Raw genomic sequence first — 17,492 nt, 5'->3', positions numbered from 1 at the left:
TCCCCATGGCCACCACCCTCTATGGCATCAAGAACTGCGACACCATCAAGAAAGCCCGCAAGTGGCTGGAGCAGGCCGGCATCGACTACCGCTTTCACGACCACCGTGCCGACGGCCTGCATCCGGCCGACCTCGACCGCTGGCTGAGCCAGCTCGGCTGGGAGGCGCTGCTCAACAGCCGAGGCACCACCTTCCGCGCCCTGCCGGACGAGGCCAAACAGGGGCTCGACGCCGCCAAGGCGCGCGCCCTGCTGCTGGAGCACCCGGCCATGATCAAGCGCCCGCTGCTGGACCGGGACGGCGAGCTGACCCTGGGCTTCAAGGCCGATCACTACCAATCCCTCTTCTCTCGTTAAACTTTTTTGCTAAGGAACGCTGATGTCGGATGTCATCGCACTGGCCAAGGATCTGATCCGCCGCCCCTCCGTTACCCCGCTGGATGAAGGGTGCCAGACCCTGATGGCGGAGCGCCTCGCCAAGCTCGGCTTCGTCATCGAGCCCATGGTGTTCGAAGACACCACCAACCTCTGGGCCCGCCGCGGCAGCGAGGGGCCGCTGTTCTGCTTCGCCGGCCACACCGACGTGGTGCCCGCCGGTCCGCTGGAAAAATGGCATACCCCGCCGTTCGAGCCGACCATCCAGGATGGCGTGCTGTACGGCCGTGGCGCCGCCGACATGAAGGGCTCGCTGGCCGCCATGGTGGTAGCGGTCGAGCGCTTTGTGGCCGAGCATCCGGATCACACAGGGTCCATCGCCTTCCTCATCACCTCCGATGAAGAGGGGCCCTTCATCAACGGCACCACCCGGGTGATCGACACCCTGGAAGCGCGCCACGAGAAGATCACCTGGTGCATCGTCGGCGAACCCTCCTCCACCGCCGTGGTGGGGGACGTGGTGAAGAACGGCCGGCGCGGCTCCATCACCGGCGATCTGCTGGTGCGCGGGGTACAGGGCCACGTCGCCTACCCCCATCTGGCGGACAACCCCATTCACAAAGCCGCGCCAGCGCTGGCGGAGCTCGCCGCGACCGTGTGGGATCAGGGCAACGCCTACTTCCCCCCCACCAGCTTCCAGATCGCCAACATCTCGGCGGGCACCGGCGCCTCCAACGTCATTCCGGGCGAATTGCATGTCCAGTTCAACTTCCGCTTCAGCACCGAACTGACCGACCTGGATATCCGCGAGCGGGTCCAGGCCCTGCTGGACAGGCATGGTCTGGATTACCAGATCGACTGGACCCTCTCCGGCCAGCCCTTCCTCACCGACACCGGCAAGCTGCTGGCGGCGGCGGTTTCCGCCATCGAGGCGGTCAACGGCCAGCAGCCGGCCCTGCTCACCACCGGCGGCACCTCGGACGGGCGCTTTATTGCCCCCACCGGCGCCGAAGTGATCGAGCTGGGCCCGGTCAACGCCACCATCCACAAGGTGAACGAGTGCGTGAAGGCGGACGATCTGGATCTGCTGGCAGACATGTACCAAGGGGTGCTCGCGAGGTTGCTGGCATGACCCAGGAGCAACTGCTGGGGTTGGATGAAGGTCACCTCATTTTGGTGGGGCAAGGCCCGCACCGGCTGACGGCCGCCACCGCGGCGGCCTTCAACGACATGCAGGTGGCCGCCGCCCACGCCGGTTTCAACCTGCAGCCCGCCTCCAGCTGGCGCGGTTTTGATCGCCAGCTCGCCATCTGGAACGGCAAGTGGCGCGGCGAACGACCGCTGCTCGATGCCCACAGCCAGCCCATCGACGCCCTGCAACTGAGCGACGAGGAGCGCCTCCACGCCATCCTGCACTGGAGCGCCCTGCCCGGCACCAGTCGCCACCACTGGGGCACCGATCTCGACGTCTACGATCCGGACTGCCTGCCCGCCGGCACCAGGCTGGCGCTGGAGCCCTGGGAGTATGAAGCCGGTGGCTGGTTCGCCGACCTGAGCGAGTGGCTTGAAGATCGCATGAACGACTTCGGCTTCTTCCTGCCCTATGCCAAACCGGCCGGTGCCGGCAGCGGCGTCGCCTACGAGCCCTGGCACATCAGCTTTGCGCCTGAGTCCCGCGAGCAGCGGCTCGACCCGGCCGCGCTGGCACTTTGCCTGCAACAGGCGGATATTGAAGGCAAGGCGACCATACTGGCCAACCTCGACGAGATCCTGGCCCGCTATGTCACCCTGGCCACCGACGAAAGGAGTAGCACATGAACCTCTGGCTCTGGATAGGCTTGCCACTGCTCTTCCTGCTCGGCCTGTTTCTCAACGCCATCAAGGACATGAAGCGACTGGAGAAAGAGCTGCCCCGCTACAAGGACAAGATCCGGGAAGTGAAGGACGACGAGGACGACTGACTCGAGTCCGCCGACAGGGGCACCCACGGGTGCCCCTGTCGCTATCTGCCCACTTTGTGAACATGGTCACGTTGCTTGCCGCCCTGGCGACGCCAACGCACCCCTTTTGATGGCCAGAACCCTTCGCAGCCATGACACCAAAAATGTAAAAAACTGCAAACAAATGCACAATTAAGCCACACCGAGCCCAACAAACTGCATATAATGTGCCTGATTTGCATTTTGACAGAAGGAGTTCGCCATTGGATGCCGTCACCATCAACAGTTTTTTCCTCGTCGCGGCCTTGTTGGTGGGCGCCAGTGTCCTGTTGAGCGCGCTCTCCTCCCGTCTCGGTATCCCCATCCTGGTGATCTTCCTCGCCGTCGGCATGCTGGCCGGTGAAGATGGCCCCGGCGGCATCCACTTCGCCGACTACTCCATCGCCTATCTGGTGGGCAACCTGGCGCTCGCCATCATCCTGCTCGACGGCGGCATGCGCACCCGGGTCTCCTCGTTTCGGGTGGCGCTCTGGCCCGCGCTCTCGCTGGCCACGGTCGGGGTGGCCATCACCACCGGCCTCACGGGCCTCGCCGCCGCCTGGCTGTTTGACCTCAACCTGATGCAGGGGATGCTGATCGGCGCCATCGTCGGCTCCACCGATGCGGCGGCGGTCTTCTCCCTGCTCGGCGGACGCAGCCTCAACGAGCGGGTCAGCGCCACCCTGGAGATAGAGTCGGGCAGCAACGACCCCATGGCGGTGTTTCTCACCGTCACCCTAATCGAGGTGCTGGCCAGTGCCCAGCAGGACCTCAACGCCGGCTTTCTGCTGCTGCAACTGCTCAAGCAGTTCGGCCTGGGCGCCGGCATCGGCCTTGGCGGCGGCTGGCTGCTGTGGAAGCTCATCAACAGCGCCAAGCTGGCCCCCGGCCTCTACCCGCTGCTCACCGTCAGCGGCGGCCTGCTCATCTTTGCCCTCACCACGGCGGTGGGCGGCAGCGGCATCCTCGCCATCTATCTCACCGGCCTCTTGCTCGGCAACCTCTCCCTGCGCAGCCGCAGCACCACCTTGTCGGTGCTGGACGGCCTGACCTGGCTCAGCCAGATCGGCATGTTTCTGGTGCTGGGGCTGCTCGCCTCCCCCCACAAGCTGCTGCCCATCGCCCTGCCGGCGCTGGCGCTGGCCATGTGGATGATCCTGTTCGCCCGCCCCATCTCGGTCTGGATCGGGCTGCTGCCGTTCAAGAACTTTGCCCCCCGCGAGCGCTGGTTCATCTCCTGGGTCGGCCTGCGCGGCGCCGTGCCGATCATTCTGGCGGTGTTCCCCATGATGGCGGGGCTGCCCAACGCCCAGCTCTACTTCAATGTCGCCTTCTTCGTGGTGCTGGTCTCGCTCATCTTGCAAGGCAGCTCGCTGCCGCTGGCCTCCAGGCTAGCGCGGGTGGAGGTGCCGGCGCCCCCCTCGCCCATCAACCGCTCCGGGCTCGAGATCGATCTCGACTCCCAGTGGGAGACCTTCGTCTATCGCCTGAGCGACGAGAAGTGGTGTATCGGCTCGCCGCTGCGAGATCTGCGCATGCCCAAAGGCACCCGCATCTGTGCCCTGTTCCGCGATCAGGAGCTGCTGCACCCCTCGGGCAGTACCTGTCTGCAATCCGATGACATCCTCTGCGTCATCGGCCACGAGCGCGACCTGCCCGCCCTCGGCCAGCTGTTCAGCCAGGCGCCGGAGCAGGATCTGGGCCCGCGCTTCTTCGGCGACTTCCTGCTGGAGGCGGCCGCCAACCTGGTGGATCTCGCCCCCCTGTACGGGCTGGATGTGAGCGAGGTGGCGGATCAGACCCTGGGCCATTTCATTGCCCACCAGTTGGGCGATAATCTGGTGGTCGGCGACCACGTCGAATGGCAGGGACTGATCTGGACCGTGGCCGAAATGGACGAGGGTGAGCCCCGCAAGATCGGGGTGCGCTTTCTGGAAGAAGATCCGGTCTGATCGTCGTTGTCTGCCTCGTCCTCTGCGAGAAGGGAGTTACCTATGCCTTACCAAACCCTGTTGTCCGGCTTGCAACCCCCTTCGCCCCAGCTGGGGGTGCTCGAGGGCTTCTTTGGCAAGGGCTGGAGTTGGGAAGCCCGCGCCCGCTATGCCCAGTGGCTGCCCCGCCACGGTTACGGCTTCTATCTCTATGCCCCCAAGGAAGATGGCTACCTGCGCAAGCACTGGGCCAAGCCCTGGCCTGCCGCCCAGCTCGAGGCGCTGCGCCAGCTCGCCCGCCAGTGTCGCGACAACGGCCTCGCCTTCGGGGTGGGCCTGAGCCCCATGGGCGCTCACCACGACTATGCCCGCCAGCGGCCAGCCCTGCTGGAAAAGGTGCGGCTCATCGAGGAGGAGCTCAAACCCGACATCCTGGCCGTGCTGTTTGACGACATGAAGGGGGATACCCCGGATCTCGCCCACTGGCAGCTCACCATCGCCCACGACATCGCGGCCCACACCCGTGCCGGCCGACTGCTGTTCTGCCCCAGCTACTACTCGACGGACCCCGTGCTGGAGAAGGTGTTCGGCGCCATGCCGCCCCACTATCTGCAGGATCTGGGGCAGGGGCTGGACAAGCGCTTCGAGATCTTCTGGACCGGCCCCAAAGTCTGCTCCAGCGACTATCCGGCGGCTCACCTCAAACAGGTGGCCGAGTGGCTGCATCGCAAGCCGTTTCTGTGGGACAACTACCCGGTCAACGACGGCAGCAAGGCCAGCAGCTTCTTGCACCTGCGCGCCTTCGAGAACCGTCCGGCAGAACTCGCCGAGCTGACCTCGGGCCACGCGGTCAACCCCATGAAGCAGGCGGCGCTGTCGGTGCTGCCGCTGGCCACCCTGCCGATGAGCTACAAGCTCGGCAAGCAGTACGATCCGGACAAGGCGCTGCACGCCTCCCTCAATGCCACCTGCGGCCCGCAGATCTCCGCCATGATCCAGGCCGATCTGCCGCTGTTTCAGGACATAGGGCTGGCCCAGTTGACCCCTGAGCAGGTGGCCCATCTCAAGGCCCGCTACCTGCCGTTTCGCGACCAAGCCTGCGTCGGCGAGATCCTGCGCTGGCTGGATGGCGAATACGTGTTCGACCCGGACTGCCTGACCGACTGACCCCACCACAGAGACCCTGCCACAGGAGGCTGCATGGATGCGTCCCTGATTTACCAGAACCTGGCGGTGATCGCCGCCTTTCTACTGGTCTACAGCCTGATCGCCGGGCGCTTTGAATCGCGCCTCGTCAACGGCCCCCTGCTGTTTCTGCTGATGGGCTGGCTGCTGGGGCCGGGCGGCATCGAGCTGCTCTCCCTCTCCATCGACAGCGACGGCATCAAGCTGTTGGCAGAGCTGACCCTGGTCATCGTGCTGTTCAGCGACGCAGCCAACACCAACTGGCAGGTGCTGCTGGCCAACCGCGCCCTGCCCATCCGGCTGCTGCTGATCGGGCTGCCGCTCACCCTGGCGGCCGGCGCCCTGTTCGGCCACTGGCTCTTCCCCGATTTGCCGCTGCTGGAGATGGCGATCCTCTCCACCATACTCGCCCCCACCGATGCGGCGCTCGGCAAGGCGGTGGTGAGCAACCCGGCGGTGCCCGCCCCCATCCGGGAGGGACTCAATCAGGAGAGCGGCCTCAACGACGGCATCTGCGTGCCTGTGCTGCTCCTGCTGCTCGCCCTCATCGCCCCCACCGAGCAACACAGCGGCACCGGCCTGCTGGCTCTCACCTTGCTGCTGGAGGAGATCGGCATCGGCCTGCTGGTAGCCTGGGGGCTGACCAGCCTCACCCTGCACCTGCTCAAGACCTCCTACCTCAACGGCTGGCAGCTGCCGCTCTGGCGCCAGCTCACCATGCCCGGGCTGGCCCTGCTCTGCTTCGCGCTGGCCCAGACCCTGGGCGGCAGCGGCTTCATCGCCGCCTTCGTCGGCGGCCTGCTGATCGGCCGAAAACTGGGGGAGCACAAGCACGCCTATATGGACAGCTGCGAGGGGTACGGCGACCTGCTCTCGGTGGTGATCTGGATGGTGTTCGGCGCCACCCTGATGCCCATGCTGACAGAGCTGCTGCACTGGCAATACTGGCTCTATGCCGCCGCCAGCCTCACCCTGCTACGCATGCTGCCGGTCTGGCTGAGCCTGCTCGGTACCGGCCTCAAGCCCGAGCTCAAACTCTTTATCGGCTGGTTCGGCCCACGGGGGCTGGCCAGCATCGTCTTTGCGGTGATGGTGTTGCAGCACGAACCGGCCCTCCTCGGCCAGCGCCCCATCATCGCCACCGTGCTCTGCACCATCATCCTGAGCGTCATCCTGCACGGCCTCACCGCCAACCCCTGGGTCGCCCGCTTCAAGCCCCATTGACCCATTGAGGGGATACGCCGCCAACAAAAAAGCCCCGGGCATTACCCCGGGGCTTTTCTGTTATGAGGCACCAAGTGCGCCCGTGCCGGCCACCGTCAAACCTGCCCTAGGAGCTCGTACTCTCGGCCTGGGGCCGATAGACCAGGATCCCCGGCTTGTTCTGCACGTACTCCAGGAAGGGGGAGTCCACCACCTGCATGTTGCTCGAGAGGGAGGAGGCATTGCGCAGCACGGGGCCGTTCTCGCCGCGGATGAAGATGCCGGTGTGGGTCACGTCGAGCCCGGCAAGATCGGTATAGATGCCGATGTAGTCGCCCTCTTCCAGCAGACTCAGGGTGTTCTCGTCGATGCTGGCGGACGGAATGTAGGTGATGTCCCGCGCCGTCACCCCCAACCCAGGAATGTAGTGGCCACCGTCCGCCTTCTGGTTGAGCTGCTTGGCCGTGGTCACCACGGCGCCGCCCACCAGATGGGTCACGTCGCTCACCCGGTTGTCGCCATGCACCCAGTCAGAGAAGAAGTGCTTTCTGGTCAGGTAGTTGACCTCGCCGTTCACGTAACGAGTGTGCATCACGTTCTCGATGAAGTGATGCACACTCGTTGCGCGACGCAGTGACTCGACGTAATCCAGATAGGTGAAGCAATCGAGCCCGCCAAAATCCACCACCAGCTGCTCCTGGGTATCACTCGAGCCGACCAGCCGGTTGGCGACGTAGGGATTGCCCAGAAAGAGCCCGGAGAAATCCCTGATCGACTGACCCGGCGAGCCCTGCTGCCGGGCAAACAACTCGATAAGCTGCGGCTCCTCGATGTTGTAAAAATCGAGGTTCCTCTCTTTCCCGGCGACCGCCGCGCCGGCAAAGAGGAGCAATGCAACGCTGGTTAGCCTCATCATCCTTAATTCTCCTTGCTCAGAATGTTAAAAACGGACCGTTTGCATCCTCTTGCGGTTGCAAGCGAATGCCATTCGAGACTGACGATATTGCGGCCGTTTGCAAACCGGATAAATGTAAGCAAATGTGGCCAGTCTCCCCCATCCCATCCCAACGACAACCTCCATGGTCAGCCCTTGTATCCGCAGGCATGACGAAAAAGCCCCGCGGGGCGGGGCTTTTTGGCAAGGTCAGGCCAGCTGACAAGCGATGGCATCAACCCAGCGCCAGCCAGACCCCGACGCCAAACATCAGGGAGCCGGCGATCCGGTTCATCAGGGTGACGTTGCCACTCTTGGCGAGGAAGTGGCGCAAGGTGCGGCCACCGCTGGCATAGAGCAGCAGGCAGGAGAACTCGATGACCAGGATCAGGGCCACCAGGGCGCTGATCTGCGGCGCCATCGGCTTGGCCGCATTGATGAAAGGGGGCAGCAGGGAGACCATGAACGCCCACCCCTTGGGGTTGGCGATGGCGGTGACGAACCCCTGCATGGCCAGCGCCAGGGGACGGGTCTCCTGGGCCGCCGACAGATCGGCCGGGATGGCCAGCTTGCCTTTGGCCTGCCACATCTGGATGCCGAGCCAGATGAGGTAGGCGCCGCCCACGTATTTGAAGGCGGCAAACAGCGCCGGGTAGTTGAGCATGACGGCCGCCACCCCGATCACCGACAGTACCGACACCAGGCCGACCCCGATGAGCTCCCCCCACATCATGTGCAGGGTGCGGCGCACCCCCAGGCTCATGCCGAGGGTCATCGCCAGGGTCATGCACATGCCGGGGGTCACGGAGACAAAAAAGAACGTGGGAATAAACAGCGCCAGAATGGCGGGATCGATCCAGTCGGACACACTACACCTCCATGGTAACAGACCGATGATCTTGCCTATCACATTCATTTAACACAAGAAAAAACCTTTTCGTTCAGCATGATTTCAGCCATAAAAACCTGTGACAAGGTTTGTCGCGCCTGTGTAAGATGCCGCCTTGTTCCTCTTCTGGGTCAGGATCTTTCATGTCATTGAACAACCTCTCTATCCGTCTGCAAGTACTCATTCCTCTCCTGCTCGCCAGCCTGCTGATGATCCTGATGATCGGGATCGGCAAGCAGGATATCGACAGTGCCATCGGCGACATGAACGACACCACCGTCAGCGTGACCCGTCACAAGGACGACATCGCCACCCTGATCCACGCCACCTACCGGCTGCGCACCACCGCCATCTATGGCCTCTACGACCCCGAACGCTTTGCCACGCTGCCCGGTGACCTGACCGCCGCCGAGCAGGAGATCGGTACCATCCTGGCCAGGCTGGTCATCGCCGGCGCCGAGCAGGACAACAGCCGGGTGGCGGCCGCCCTGCAGGCCTACCTCGGCCACACCCGCAACAACATGCTGCCGCTGCTGGCCGCCAAGCACCAGGGCAGCGGCGATCCCGCCGCCTACGAGCAGGCCCGCCTGCGCTTTCGCGAGCTGGGGGAAGATCTCATCAAGCAGATCGATGCCATGTCGGCCCACATCAACCAACTGATCCAGGATGAGATCGCCCAGGAGCAGGCTCACTACCACGCCACCCTGCTGCGCACCCTGCTGCTGATGGGCGCGGCCCTGCTGGCTGCCCTGTTTGGTGGCTGGTGGCTCTCCGGCCGGATAGTGCGCCCCATCGGCCAGCTGCAGCAGGTGATGCGCGCCGTGGCCCAGGGCCGCTTCAACGTGCGCGCCGCTGCCGACGGTGACAACGAACTGAGCCAGCTGGCCGCCGACATCAACCAGACCCTGACCCAGCTTGGCAACACCATCCAGACCCTGACCGGCATCAGCGGCAACGTGGCCTCCGCCGCCACCGAGCTCGCCGCCGTGATGACCCAGTCCGAAGCCAACGCCCAGCAGCAACGCAGCGAGACCGAGCAGGTCGCCTCCGCCGTCACCGAGCTGGCCAGCACCGCCGACAACGTCAACCACAACGCCGCCCTGGCCGATGAACTGGCGCGCGATGCCAACGACAGGGTCGAGCAGGGTCTGACGCTGTTTGCCGAGAGCATCCAGGCCAACAGCCGCATGGCGGGCAGCCTTGAGAGCGCCGCCGCGCAGGTGGCCCAACTCAAGTCCCAGTCCGAGCAGATCGGCAAGGTGATCGAGGTCATTCAGGGGATTTCGGAGCAGACCAACCTGCTGGCGCTCAACGCCGCCATCGAGGCCGCCCGCGCCGGCGAAACCGGCCGCGGCTTTGCGGTGGTGGCCGACGAGGTACGCATGCTGGCGGCCCGCACCCAGGACTCCACCAAGGAGATCCAGGCCATCATCGAGCAGTTGCAGAGCCAGTCCCAGTCGGCCAACAGCGGTGTGCAGGAGACCCTCGCCATCCTGGCCCACAACCAGCAGCTCTCCGGCGAGGTGCAGGCGCTGCTGGGCGGCATCACCGAAGCGGTCAACCAGATCAACGGCGCCAACGCCCAGGTGGCCACCGCCGCCGAGGAGCAGTCCTGCGTCACCGCCGACATCAACCGCAACATCACCAACATCCACGAGATCGTCAACCAGAACGCGGCCGGCATCAGCCAGAGTGCCGCCGCCAGTCACGAACTGTCACAGCTCGCCGAGCAGCAGCGCAAGCAGCTGGCCCAGTTCCAGCTGTAACCACACCCTCGTGAGTACAGACAAGGCCCCGGATCCGGGGCCTTGCTGTTAATGAAGCTGACGGCTTGTTGTTGTTTTAAACGCTCTTTTTTATAACATGGCTTCATTGGGGGCTGGGCTACCTCACCAAATGTGGGTATGGTAGAGGCACGTCACTCCCCCTCATGCGAGATCATCATGAAGCTGTCCTTCAAGAAACCGGCCTTCATCGGCCTCGGGCTCATCGCCCTCGTCTCCGCCATCTGGCTCGATTTCTATCTGCCGGAGCACACCATCGCCACCATCACCGGGGTCGAGGTGAAACGCACCGACAAGGATGGCCCCATCAGCCAGAAGAATCCGGCCGACGGTCCCACCACCGACGTCTACTACATCTATACCGAGCGGCCCGGCGAGAAGATCCGCGTGTTCCGCAACGAAGATACCGAGTGGGGCTGGCCCTTCTACTTCAAGTTCAACGCCGCCGACGTGCAGGCCAAGGCCAAGTCGATGGAGTTCGAAAAACGGCTGGCCATCATTACCTCCTACGGCTGGCGCATCAACATGTTCTCCATGTTCCCCAACGTCACCAAGATTGAGAGCACCGAGCCCGACGCCTCCACCTGGAGCTTCTTCCGCTGGTTCTGGTTCGGCATCTGGGCTCTGGTGATGGGCAAGGCTGCCATCGCCACCTGGCGCTACTTCGATCGGCTCGAGGATGAGATATGAGCAACGCCGCTTGCTGGAGGAACGGACAATGAGTGAGCCGAGCAAGACGCGCACCAGCTTCTATCGCCGGCTCTACGTGGCCTGGCTCATCAGCCAGGGCACGGATACGGTGCCGGTCATCATGGAGGCGACCGGCATGCCGCGCCGCACCGCGCAGGATACGCTCAGCGCCCTGGCCGAGCTGGACATCAGCTGCGGCTTCGAGCAGACCGAGGGGGCTCGTCATCTGCAGGGGCACTATCGCATCAGTGACTGGGGGCCCATCAATCCGGCCTGGATCGCGGCGCAATTGCCTGCCATCAAGGAGACGCTGGGTTACCCCTGAGGTCGTCTGTGACTGGGGGACAATCCGAGCAATCCTGCCTGGATAAAGGCCCAACTGCCGGCCATCAAGGAAACGCTGGGGTATCCCTAATCAGGTCTCTGCCCACCAAAATAAAAGAGGGCCAGCCTTGTAGGCTGGCCCTCTTTTATTTATCTGTGCCAAGGCTTCGGCCTTGCACCTATTCGGGGAACGGCTCCTCCGGCAGCGGATCCTGGGTCTCCCCCTTGGTGCAGTCGATGATGGAGCGCTTGGGGTTGTTGGGATCGCGCAGCAGCAGGGGAGCCAGCCCGGCGTCGTGCTGCTGCTCGTCAGAAAACTCGCTGCCATAGGCGTTGTGGGTCAGACGCCGCGCATTGGCGATGGGAGTATCCACGAACAGGGCGTGCACCTCGAAGGTGGACGAGGGGATGAGAAAACCGCTGATGGGCAGACCGTGCAGATCCTGGCGGGTCTTGTACCAGGCAAAGCCGTCCGTCACCTTGTAGGGGGTGAAATGTTTGAGCTGCGGGTGCACCGGCTGGCCGGTCTCGCTGTCGAGATAGAGATCGTCCAGTTCGCAGGTCGCCAGCCCCTGCCACATCGACTCGAACGGCGTGGCACACCCCGTCAGTTGCAACCCGGCCAGCAGTGCCAGCCCTGTCTTCCACATCGCTTCGCCCCTTCTTGCAAGAGTGGAACTGCGTTCAGTCAAAGGCCCGCAGCCGCGTGACCAGCAGATCGATAAAACCGGCCCGATCCAGCCCCAGCAACACCAGCGCATTGGCCGCTTTGCCGGTCAGACCGTAGCGATCCACCACCGTCATGCCGCTAGTATGGGTGCCGCCGGTCTCGATATCGACCCGGCACTCGACCCCGTGAAACAGTGCGGGGGCCAGCAACCAGGCAATGGTACAGGGGTCGTGCAGCGGCGCGCCAGCAAATCCCCACTTGGGATCCCGGTGGTAGATCATGAAAAAGTCGAGCAGCCCGGCCACGCACTGGGCCACCGGATTGGTGATGGTACGCACCCGTTCGATATCCTCGTCCATCACCTGCGCCTCATGGGTCACGTCCAGCCCGCACATGGTGATGGGGAGCCCCGACTTGAACACCATATCGGCCGCTTCAGGGTCCACATAAATGTTGAATTCCGCCGCCGGGGTCCAGTTGCCGGCTCCCGCCGCGCCGCCCATCAGCACGATGCGGGCGATCTTGGATTTCAGCTCGGGGTGGGCCGCCAGCAGCAGGGCGATGTTGGTGAGCGGGCCGGTCGGCACCAGAGTCACGGGCTCCGGGCTCTCGCGCAGGCACTTGGCCATCAGTTCAAGGGCTGTCATGGCCACCGGGGCAAAGCCTGGATCCGGCAGTTGGGGGCCATCGAGACCCGATTCGCCGTGGACGTTGTCGGCAATGATAAGCTCGCGGGCCAGCGGCTTGGGGGCCCCCGCCGCCACCGGAATGTCGTCGCGCCCCAGCAGGGTGAGGATGCGCAGGGCATTGTTGAGGGTCTTGTCCGGCGTCTGGTTGCCGGCGCTGGTGGTGACCGCCAGCACCTTGAGTTCGGGGCTGGCCAGCGCCAGGATGAGGGCGATGGCATCATCGTGGCCGGGATCGCAATCGAGAATAACGGGCAACGCCATGGACGGACTCCTTACAACATGACAGGGAGCCATACCTTAGCAAGAGGCGGCAGGATTAACTCTGGAGGGAGTCACAAAACGCCTTGGCCAAACAGATCAATCACTTGCCGGCGGCACTCAAGTCAGTTCGCCGCGCTTCGCCGGTTCGGGTATGATCCCCCTCCCTTTTCAGACCGTGCGCCCCATGTCCATCATCGTCGACACCTTCATCGCCCCGCCCTGTGCGGCCACCATCGAGATCCTGTTCGAGGATGAGCACCTGCTGCTCATCAACAAGCCGAGCGGCCTGCTGAGCCTGTCGGGCAAGAACCCGCAGAACCTCGACTCGGTGCACCATCGGCTGGTGCAGGATTACCCCGGCTGCACCCTGGTCCATCGCCTCGACTTTGGCACCTCAGGCATCATGCTGGTGGCCAGGAACAAGGCCATCAACGCCCTGCTCTGCCGCCAGTTCAGCCAGCGCACGGTGAGCAAGGCCTACAGCGCCCTGCTGTGCGGTCACCTGGCCGAAGAGGAAGGGGTGATCGATGCCCCCATCGCCAAGGATCCGGCGCTGTTTCCGCTGATGAGCATCTGCGCCGTCAACGGCAAACCCGCCCGCTCCCGCTATCAAGTGATTGAGCGGCTTGATCAGCAGATGCAGGGACAGACAGTGCCGCTGACCTCGGTGCGGCTGGTGCCGGAGACCGGTCGTACCCACCAACTGCGCATCCACAGCCAGCAGCTGGGCCACCCCATCCTGGGCTGCGATCTCTATGGCGGCCTGCTGCCGCCCGGCTGCGAGCTGGCGCCGCGGCTGATGCTGCATGCCAGCGAACTCGATTTTGTCCACCCGGTCAGCGGCGAGCCGATGCAGATCAGCTGTGAGGCGCCCTTTGCGCAGGCGCTGGCCGCCATGACGGGGCAACCGGGGTAACCTAGAACAGGGAAGAAATGAAGGGGTAGGCAAGCAGAAGAGGGGCAAAGCGGTAAACGGCGGATAAAGATAGGGGCCGTGCTTTCGCAACGGCCCCCACCCCCCACTCGTGGTGGTGCTATCAGATCAGCTTGCGGGCGGCGCCCAGTACGATCTTGATGGCATCAGATTCGGTTTTCGCCATGGTCTCGGCGTTCGGGATTTCCTGCTGGGTACGGTTGACGATGACGCCAGCCACCATACCGGCACGCAGGCCCTGGCTGGTGCACATGGTCAGCAGGGTGGCTGATTCCATCTCGTAGTTCAGCACGCCCATGGCTTGCCACTCTTTCATGGAACCCTGGAAACGGCTGACGACGCGGCCGGATACGGTGTCGTAACGCTCCTGACCCGGGTAGAAGGTATCGGAGGAGGCAGTCACACCGATGTGCAGCTTGGAACCCAGCTCTTTGGCGGTGTTGACCAGCGCAGTGGTGCAGTCGAAGTCGGCCACGGCCGGGAACTCCATCGGCGCGAAGTGCAGGCTGGCACCGTCGAGGCGCACGGAACCGGTGGTGACGATCACGTCGCCCACGTTCAGGTGCGGCTGGATGGCGCCGGTGGTGCCGATGCGCAGGAAGGTACGGATGCCCAGCTGAGCCAGCTCTTCCACCGCGATGGAAGTGGACGGGCCGCCGATACCAGTGGAGCAGATGATCACGGCCTTGCCGTCCATCTCGCCGCGCCAGGTAGTGAATTCACGATGGCTGGCCAGGTGCACCGGGTTATCCAACAGCTCTGCGATGCGCTTCACGCGCTCGGGATCACCAGGGACGATCGCCAGGGTGGCGCCTTGCAGATCCGCTTTCTTCAAACCCAAGTGAAATACATCAGACATAGTGGACTCCTGGTTGCTCCCCACCAGCATGGTCAGGGCGCAAGTTAAGATGATTCTTTATGGTACTTTCAAGCCTTTACTCCCCTCGTCGGGGAGGCGCCAACTATGGTCGAAAGCGCTTTCCAATTCCTTGAAGCATCTCACACTTCCTTGCATTGACAGTGACAAATTCGGCGCAAAACGTTTGCTAACCTGATGAATTAATTGAAAAACGTTTTTCTGCCCGCGAACGGGCAAGGGCCCTTGTCAATCCCTGTCGCGCCCCATGTTTCCGGTACGTGATCGAGTCCATAAAGTTGCAAAGCAGATACCATTGACCCCTTTTCATCCCCTCTGACGATGTTATGTTGGCGCCCGCATACCACTTAATGGCTAATAAAACGGAGTCCATCATGGCGACATTCAAGTTCTACATTCCCGCAATCAACCTGATGGGAGCAGGCTGTCTGCAAGAGGCGGCAGCCGATATCAAGGGTTATGGCCATCGCAAGGCGCTGATCGTCACCGACAAGATCCTCAACCAGATCGGCGTGGTCGCCAAGGTCGCCGGCCTGCTGGCAGAACATGGCATTGAAAGCGCAGTTTTCGACGAGACCAAACCCAACCCGACCATGACCAACGTGGAAGCGGGCCTGGCCATGCTCAAGGCCAATGGCTGCGACTGCGTCATCTCGCTGGGCGGCGGCTCCCCCCACGACTGCGCCAAGGGCATCGCCCTGGTGGCCGCCAACGGTGGCAGCATCAAGGATTACGAAGGGGTGGATCGCTCCGCCAAACCGCAGCTGCCGCTCATCGCCATCAACACCACCGCTGGCACCGCCTCCGAGATGACTCGCTTCTGCATCATCACCGACGAGGCCCGCCACGTGAAGATGGCCATCGTCGACAAACACGTCACCCCGCTGATGTCGGTCAATGATCCCGAGCTGATGCTGGCGAAACCCGCCGGCCTCACCGCCGCCACCGGCATGGATGCGCTGACCCACGCCATCGAGGCTTATGTCTCCACCATCGCCACCCCGGTGACCGATGCCAGCGCCATCATGGCCATCCAGCTCATCGCCAAGCACCTGCGCACCGCGGTCAATCAGGGCGACGATCTGCACGCCCGCGAGCAGATGGCCTACGCCCAGTTTCTGGCCGGCATGGCCTTCAACAACGCAAGCCTCGGTTACGTGCACGCCATGGCCCACCAGCTGGGCGGCTTCTACGACCTGCCGCACGGGGTGTGCAACGCCGTGCTGCTGCCCCACGTGCAGGCCTACAACGCCCAGGTGTGCGCCGCTCGCCTGAAGGACGTGGCCCGTCATATGGGGGTGGACGTGAGCGCCATGAATGACGAGCAAGGGGCCGCCGCCGCCATTGCCGCCATCCAGCAGCTGGCGCGCGACGTCAAGATCCCGGCCGGGCTGGAGCAGCTCGGCGTCAAGGCAGACGATTTCAACCTGCTGGCCGAGAATGCCCTGAAAGACGCCTGCGGCTTCACCAACCCGAAACAGGCGAGCCACGCCGAGATCGTCGCCATCTTCCGCGCCGCCATGTAAGGGCGCAATCGGCAGAAAGGGTCGCATGGCGGCCCTTTTTATTGGCTGATGGATCAATGGCTTTTTACTTCCGTAGAGGGAGCCGGTATGATTTGCCGAGCTTAAAAAGACTTGAATGGATGATCTGAACTCGATATGCGGATGAAACACCTGATTGCCGCGGCCCTGACCGCCCTTACCCTGTCTGGTTGCAGCCTGGTCTATCGCATCGATATTCCTCAGGGCAACTATGTGGAACAAAAACAGGTCGACAAACTGCGCCAGGGCATGACCCGCGAGCAGGTCGAGTTCGTGCTGGGCTCCGCCATGCTGCGCGACGGCTTTGACCCGAACACCTGGTATTACCTCTATGAATTCCAGCCGGGGCGCGGCGAGAAAGAGCGCAAGGAACTCACCCTGACCTTTGCCAACGACAGATTGGCCACGGTCACCGGCGACTTCCCGCTGCCAGCGGCCTTCCATACCCCGCTCTGATCCCATCCACAAAACCGGCCTCGCGCCGGTTTTGTTTTAGCGCCGCCAGCCGCGGACAACCCGCTGGCAGAGGGCAGCCCCTCAGCGGATGCGGGCCTCACTTTCATCACACAGGGAGAGCAGCATGAGCCGGATCCTGATCGCCGGAGCCACCGGCCTCATCGGCCGCGAGCTGGTACGACAACTGCCAGCAGAGCACCAACTGACCCTGCTCTGTCGCAGGCCCGGGCCACCACAACCCGCCCACCACTGGCTGCCGGTCAATTTCGATATGCTGGCCGAGGTGAATCTGCCCGGACCGGTGGATCTCGCCTTCTGCTGCCTTGGCACCACCCGCAAGGAAGCCGGCTCGGCCGAGGCTTTTCGCCGGGTCGATCTCGACTATGTGCTGGCCTTTGCCGAACTGGCCCGCCGCCACGGCTGCCAGCGGCTGGTGGTGGTCTCGAGCCTGGGGGCCAACCCGCACTCCCCTGCCCTTTATCCGCGCACCAAGGGGGAGATGGAGCAGGCATTGCTGGCCCAGCCCTGGCCGCGACTCGCCATCGTGCGCCCCGCCATGTTGCTGGGCGATCGCCAGCCGCCGCGCCGCTCGGAGCAGTTTTTCCAGACTGTCTACCCGTTGCTGAAGCCTCTCCTGGTCGGCAGGTTGCGCCGCTGGCGCGCCATCGAGGCCGGCCAGGTGGCCCGCGCCATGATCGCCCTCTCCCGCCAGCCCGCTGGCTGCGAAGTGGTCGAGAACGAGCGACTGCTCCAGCTGTAGCGAAGCCC

Annotated in this window: 19 protein-coding genes; 14 read left to right on the top strand and 5 right to left on the bottom strand. The window is 63.7% G+C overall.

All coding sequences use genetic code 11. The features are described from left to right. Window positions 1-5: 5 nt before the first annotated feature. The 7 genes from E5E96_RS14690 to E5E96_RS14660 all read left to right on the top strand — a co-directional run bounded on the left by E5E96_RS14690 (window position 6) and on the right by E5E96_RS14660 (window position 6,693). Window positions 6-356, top strand: coding sequence for an ArsC family reductase (locus tag E5E96_RS14690; RefSeq protein ID WP_171282481.1), 351 nt, complete (start codon window positions 6-8; stop codon window positions 354-356). Between the two features lie 22 nt (window positions 357-378). Beyond that, complete coding sequence (gene dapE, locus E5E96_RS14685) at window positions 379-1,506, top strand: succinyl-diaminopimelate desuccinylase (protein ID WP_171282480.1); 1,128 nt, start codon at window positions 379-381, stop codon at window positions 1,504-1,506. Beyond that, complete coding sequence (locus tag E5E96_RS14680) at window positions 1,503-2,192, top strand: M15 family metallopeptidase (protein WP_171282479.1); 690 nt, start codon at window positions 1,503-1,505, stop codon at window positions 2,190-2,192. Before dapE ends, E5E96_RS14680 begins: the two co-directional genes overlap by 4 nt. After that, entirely contained in the window at window positions 2,189-2,335 is a 147-nt protein-coding gene (locus tag E5E96_RS14675; protein ID WP_005298986.1) for a hypothetical protein, read from the top strand. Before E5E96_RS14680 ends, E5E96_RS14675 begins: the two co-directional genes overlap by 4 nt. Window positions 2,336-2,577: 242 nt before the next feature. Beyond that, window positions 2,578-4,305, top strand: a complete 1,728-nt coding sequence (locus E5E96_RS14670) for a potassium/proton antiporter (protein WP_011705375.1) — start codon at window positions 2,578-2,580, stop codon at window positions 4,303-4,305. A gap of 42 nt (window positions 4,306-4,347) precedes the next feature. Then, window positions 4,348-5,451, top strand: a complete 1,104-nt coding sequence (locus E5E96_RS14665; RefSeq protein ID WP_171282478.1) for a beta-N-acetylglucosaminidase domain-containing protein — start codon at window positions 4,348-4,350, stop codon at window positions 5,449-5,451. 33 nt (window positions 5,452-5,484) lie between these two features. Further along, window positions 5,485-6,693: a sodium:proton antiporter gene (locus E5E96_RS14660; RefSeq protein ID WP_171282477.1), complete on the top strand. Its 1,209-nt coding sequence runs from the start codon at window positions 5,485-5,487 to the stop codon at window positions 6,691-6,693. Window positions 6,694-6,799: 106 nt separating this feature from the next. On the opposite strand, the gene E5E96_RS14655 is transcribed toward E5E96_RS14660, so the two are convergent. Both E5E96_RS14655 and E5E96_RS14650 read right to left on the bottom strand, forming a co-directional pair. After that, window positions 6,800-7,588 (bottom strand): DUF1460 domain-containing protein, encoded by a 789-nt coding sequence (locus E5E96_RS14655; RefSeq protein ID WP_171282476.1) that lies wholly within the window; start codon window positions 7,586-7,588, stop codon window positions 6,800-6,802. 253 nt (window positions 7,589-7,841) lie between these two features. Beyond that, entirely contained in the window at window positions 7,842-8,474 is a 633-nt protein-coding gene (locus E5E96_RS14650; protein WP_011705371.1) for a LysE family translocator, read from the bottom strand. Window positions 8,475-8,638: 164 nt separating this feature from the next. Between E5E96_RS14650 and E5E96_RS14645 the strand changes: the two genes are divergently transcribed. The 3 genes from E5E96_RS14645 to E5E96_RS14635 all read left to right on the top strand — a co-directional run bounded on the left by E5E96_RS14645 (window position 8,639) and on the right by E5E96_RS14635 (window position 11,294). Beyond that, the gene (locus E5E96_RS14645) at window positions 8,639-10,261 is read left to right on the top strand and encodes a methyl-accepting chemotaxis protein (RefSeq protein WP_171282475.1); all 1,623 of its coding nucleotides are present in this window, start codon (window positions 8,639-8,641) and stop codon (window positions 10,259-10,261) included. A 177-nt stretch (window positions 10,262-10,438) separates the two neighbouring features. Further along, on the top strand, window positions 10,439-10,969 hold the full coding sequence (locus E5E96_RS14640) for a DUF1523 family protein (protein WP_016350163.1): 531 nt from the start codon (window positions 10,439-10,441) through the stop codon (window positions 10,967-10,969). Between the two features lie 28 nt (window positions 10,970-10,997). After that, complete coding sequence (locus tag E5E96_RS14635) at window positions 10,998-11,294, top strand: helix-turn-helix domain-containing protein (protein WP_171282474.1); 297 nt, start codon at window positions 10,998-11,000, stop codon at window positions 11,292-11,294. Window positions 11,295-11,472: 178 nt separating this feature from the next. Here E5E96_RS14635 and E5E96_RS14630 read toward each other — a convergent pair whose 3' ends face one another. Together E5E96_RS14630 and rihA are read right to left on the bottom strand one after the other, a co-directional pair. Further along, entirely contained in the window at window positions 11,473-11,943 is a 471-nt protein-coding gene (locus tag E5E96_RS14630; protein WP_016350162.1) for a hypothetical protein, read from the bottom strand. Between the two features lie 34 nt (window positions 11,944-11,977). Continuing rightward, window positions 11,978-12,913, bottom strand: a complete 936-nt coding sequence (gene rihA / locus E5E96_RS14625) for a pyrimidine-specific ribonucleoside hydrolase RihA (RefSeq protein WP_171282473.1) — start codon at window positions 12,911-12,913, stop codon at window positions 11,978-11,980. A gap of 151 nt (window positions 12,914-13,064) precedes the next feature. Here rihA and E5E96_RS14620 point away from each other — a divergent pair, with 151 nt between their 5' ends. Further along, window positions 13,065-13,829: an RluA family pseudouridine synthase gene (locus tag E5E96_RS14620; RefSeq protein ID WP_171282472.1), complete on the top strand. Its 765-nt coding sequence runs from the start codon at window positions 13,065-13,067 to the stop codon at window positions 13,827-13,829. A gap of 121 nt (window positions 13,830-13,950) precedes the next feature. Here the strand turns inward: E5E96_RS14620 and udp are convergent, their stop codons facing one another. Continuing rightward, window positions 13,951-14,706, bottom strand: a complete 756-nt coding sequence (gene udp / locus E5E96_RS14615) for a uridine phosphorylase (RefSeq protein WP_011705364.1) — start codon at window positions 14,704-14,706, stop codon at window positions 13,951-13,953. A 392-nt stretch (window positions 14,707-15,098) separates the two neighbouring features. Between udp and yiaY the strand changes: the two genes are divergently transcribed. The 3 genes from yiaY to E5E96_RS14600 all read left to right on the top strand — a co-directional run bounded on the left by yiaY (window position 15,099) and on the right by E5E96_RS14600 (window position 17,484). Beyond that, a complete protein-coding gene (yiaY, locus tag E5E96_RS14610) occupies window positions 15,099-16,250 on the top strand; it encodes an L-threonine dehydrogenase (protein ID WP_106552128.1) in 1,152 nt (383 codons plus the stop codon). Window positions 16,251-16,385: 135 nt separating this feature from the next. Beyond that, entirely contained in the window at window positions 16,386-16,724 is a 339-nt protein-coding gene (locus tag E5E96_RS14605) for an outer membrane protein assembly factor BamE (RefSeq protein ID WP_011705347.1), read from the top strand. A 124-nt stretch (window positions 16,725-16,848) separates the two neighbouring features. Continuing rightward, complete coding sequence (locus tag E5E96_RS14600; protein ID WP_171282471.1) at window positions 16,849-17,484, top strand: NAD(P)H-binding protein; 636 nt, start codon at window positions 16,849-16,851, stop codon at window positions 17,482-17,484. The last annotated feature ends 8 nt before the right edge of the window (window positions 17,485-17,492 follow it).

This window comes from Aeromonas sp. 1805, from assembly GCF_013085525.1.
Classification (GTDB): Bacteria; Pseudomonadota; Gammaproteobacteria; order Enterobacterales; family Aeromonadaceae; genus Aeromonas; species Aeromonas hydrophila.
The sequence above is the reverse complement of the archived record's forward strand: the minus strand, read 5'-3'. Positions and strand labels throughout refer to the sequence as shown.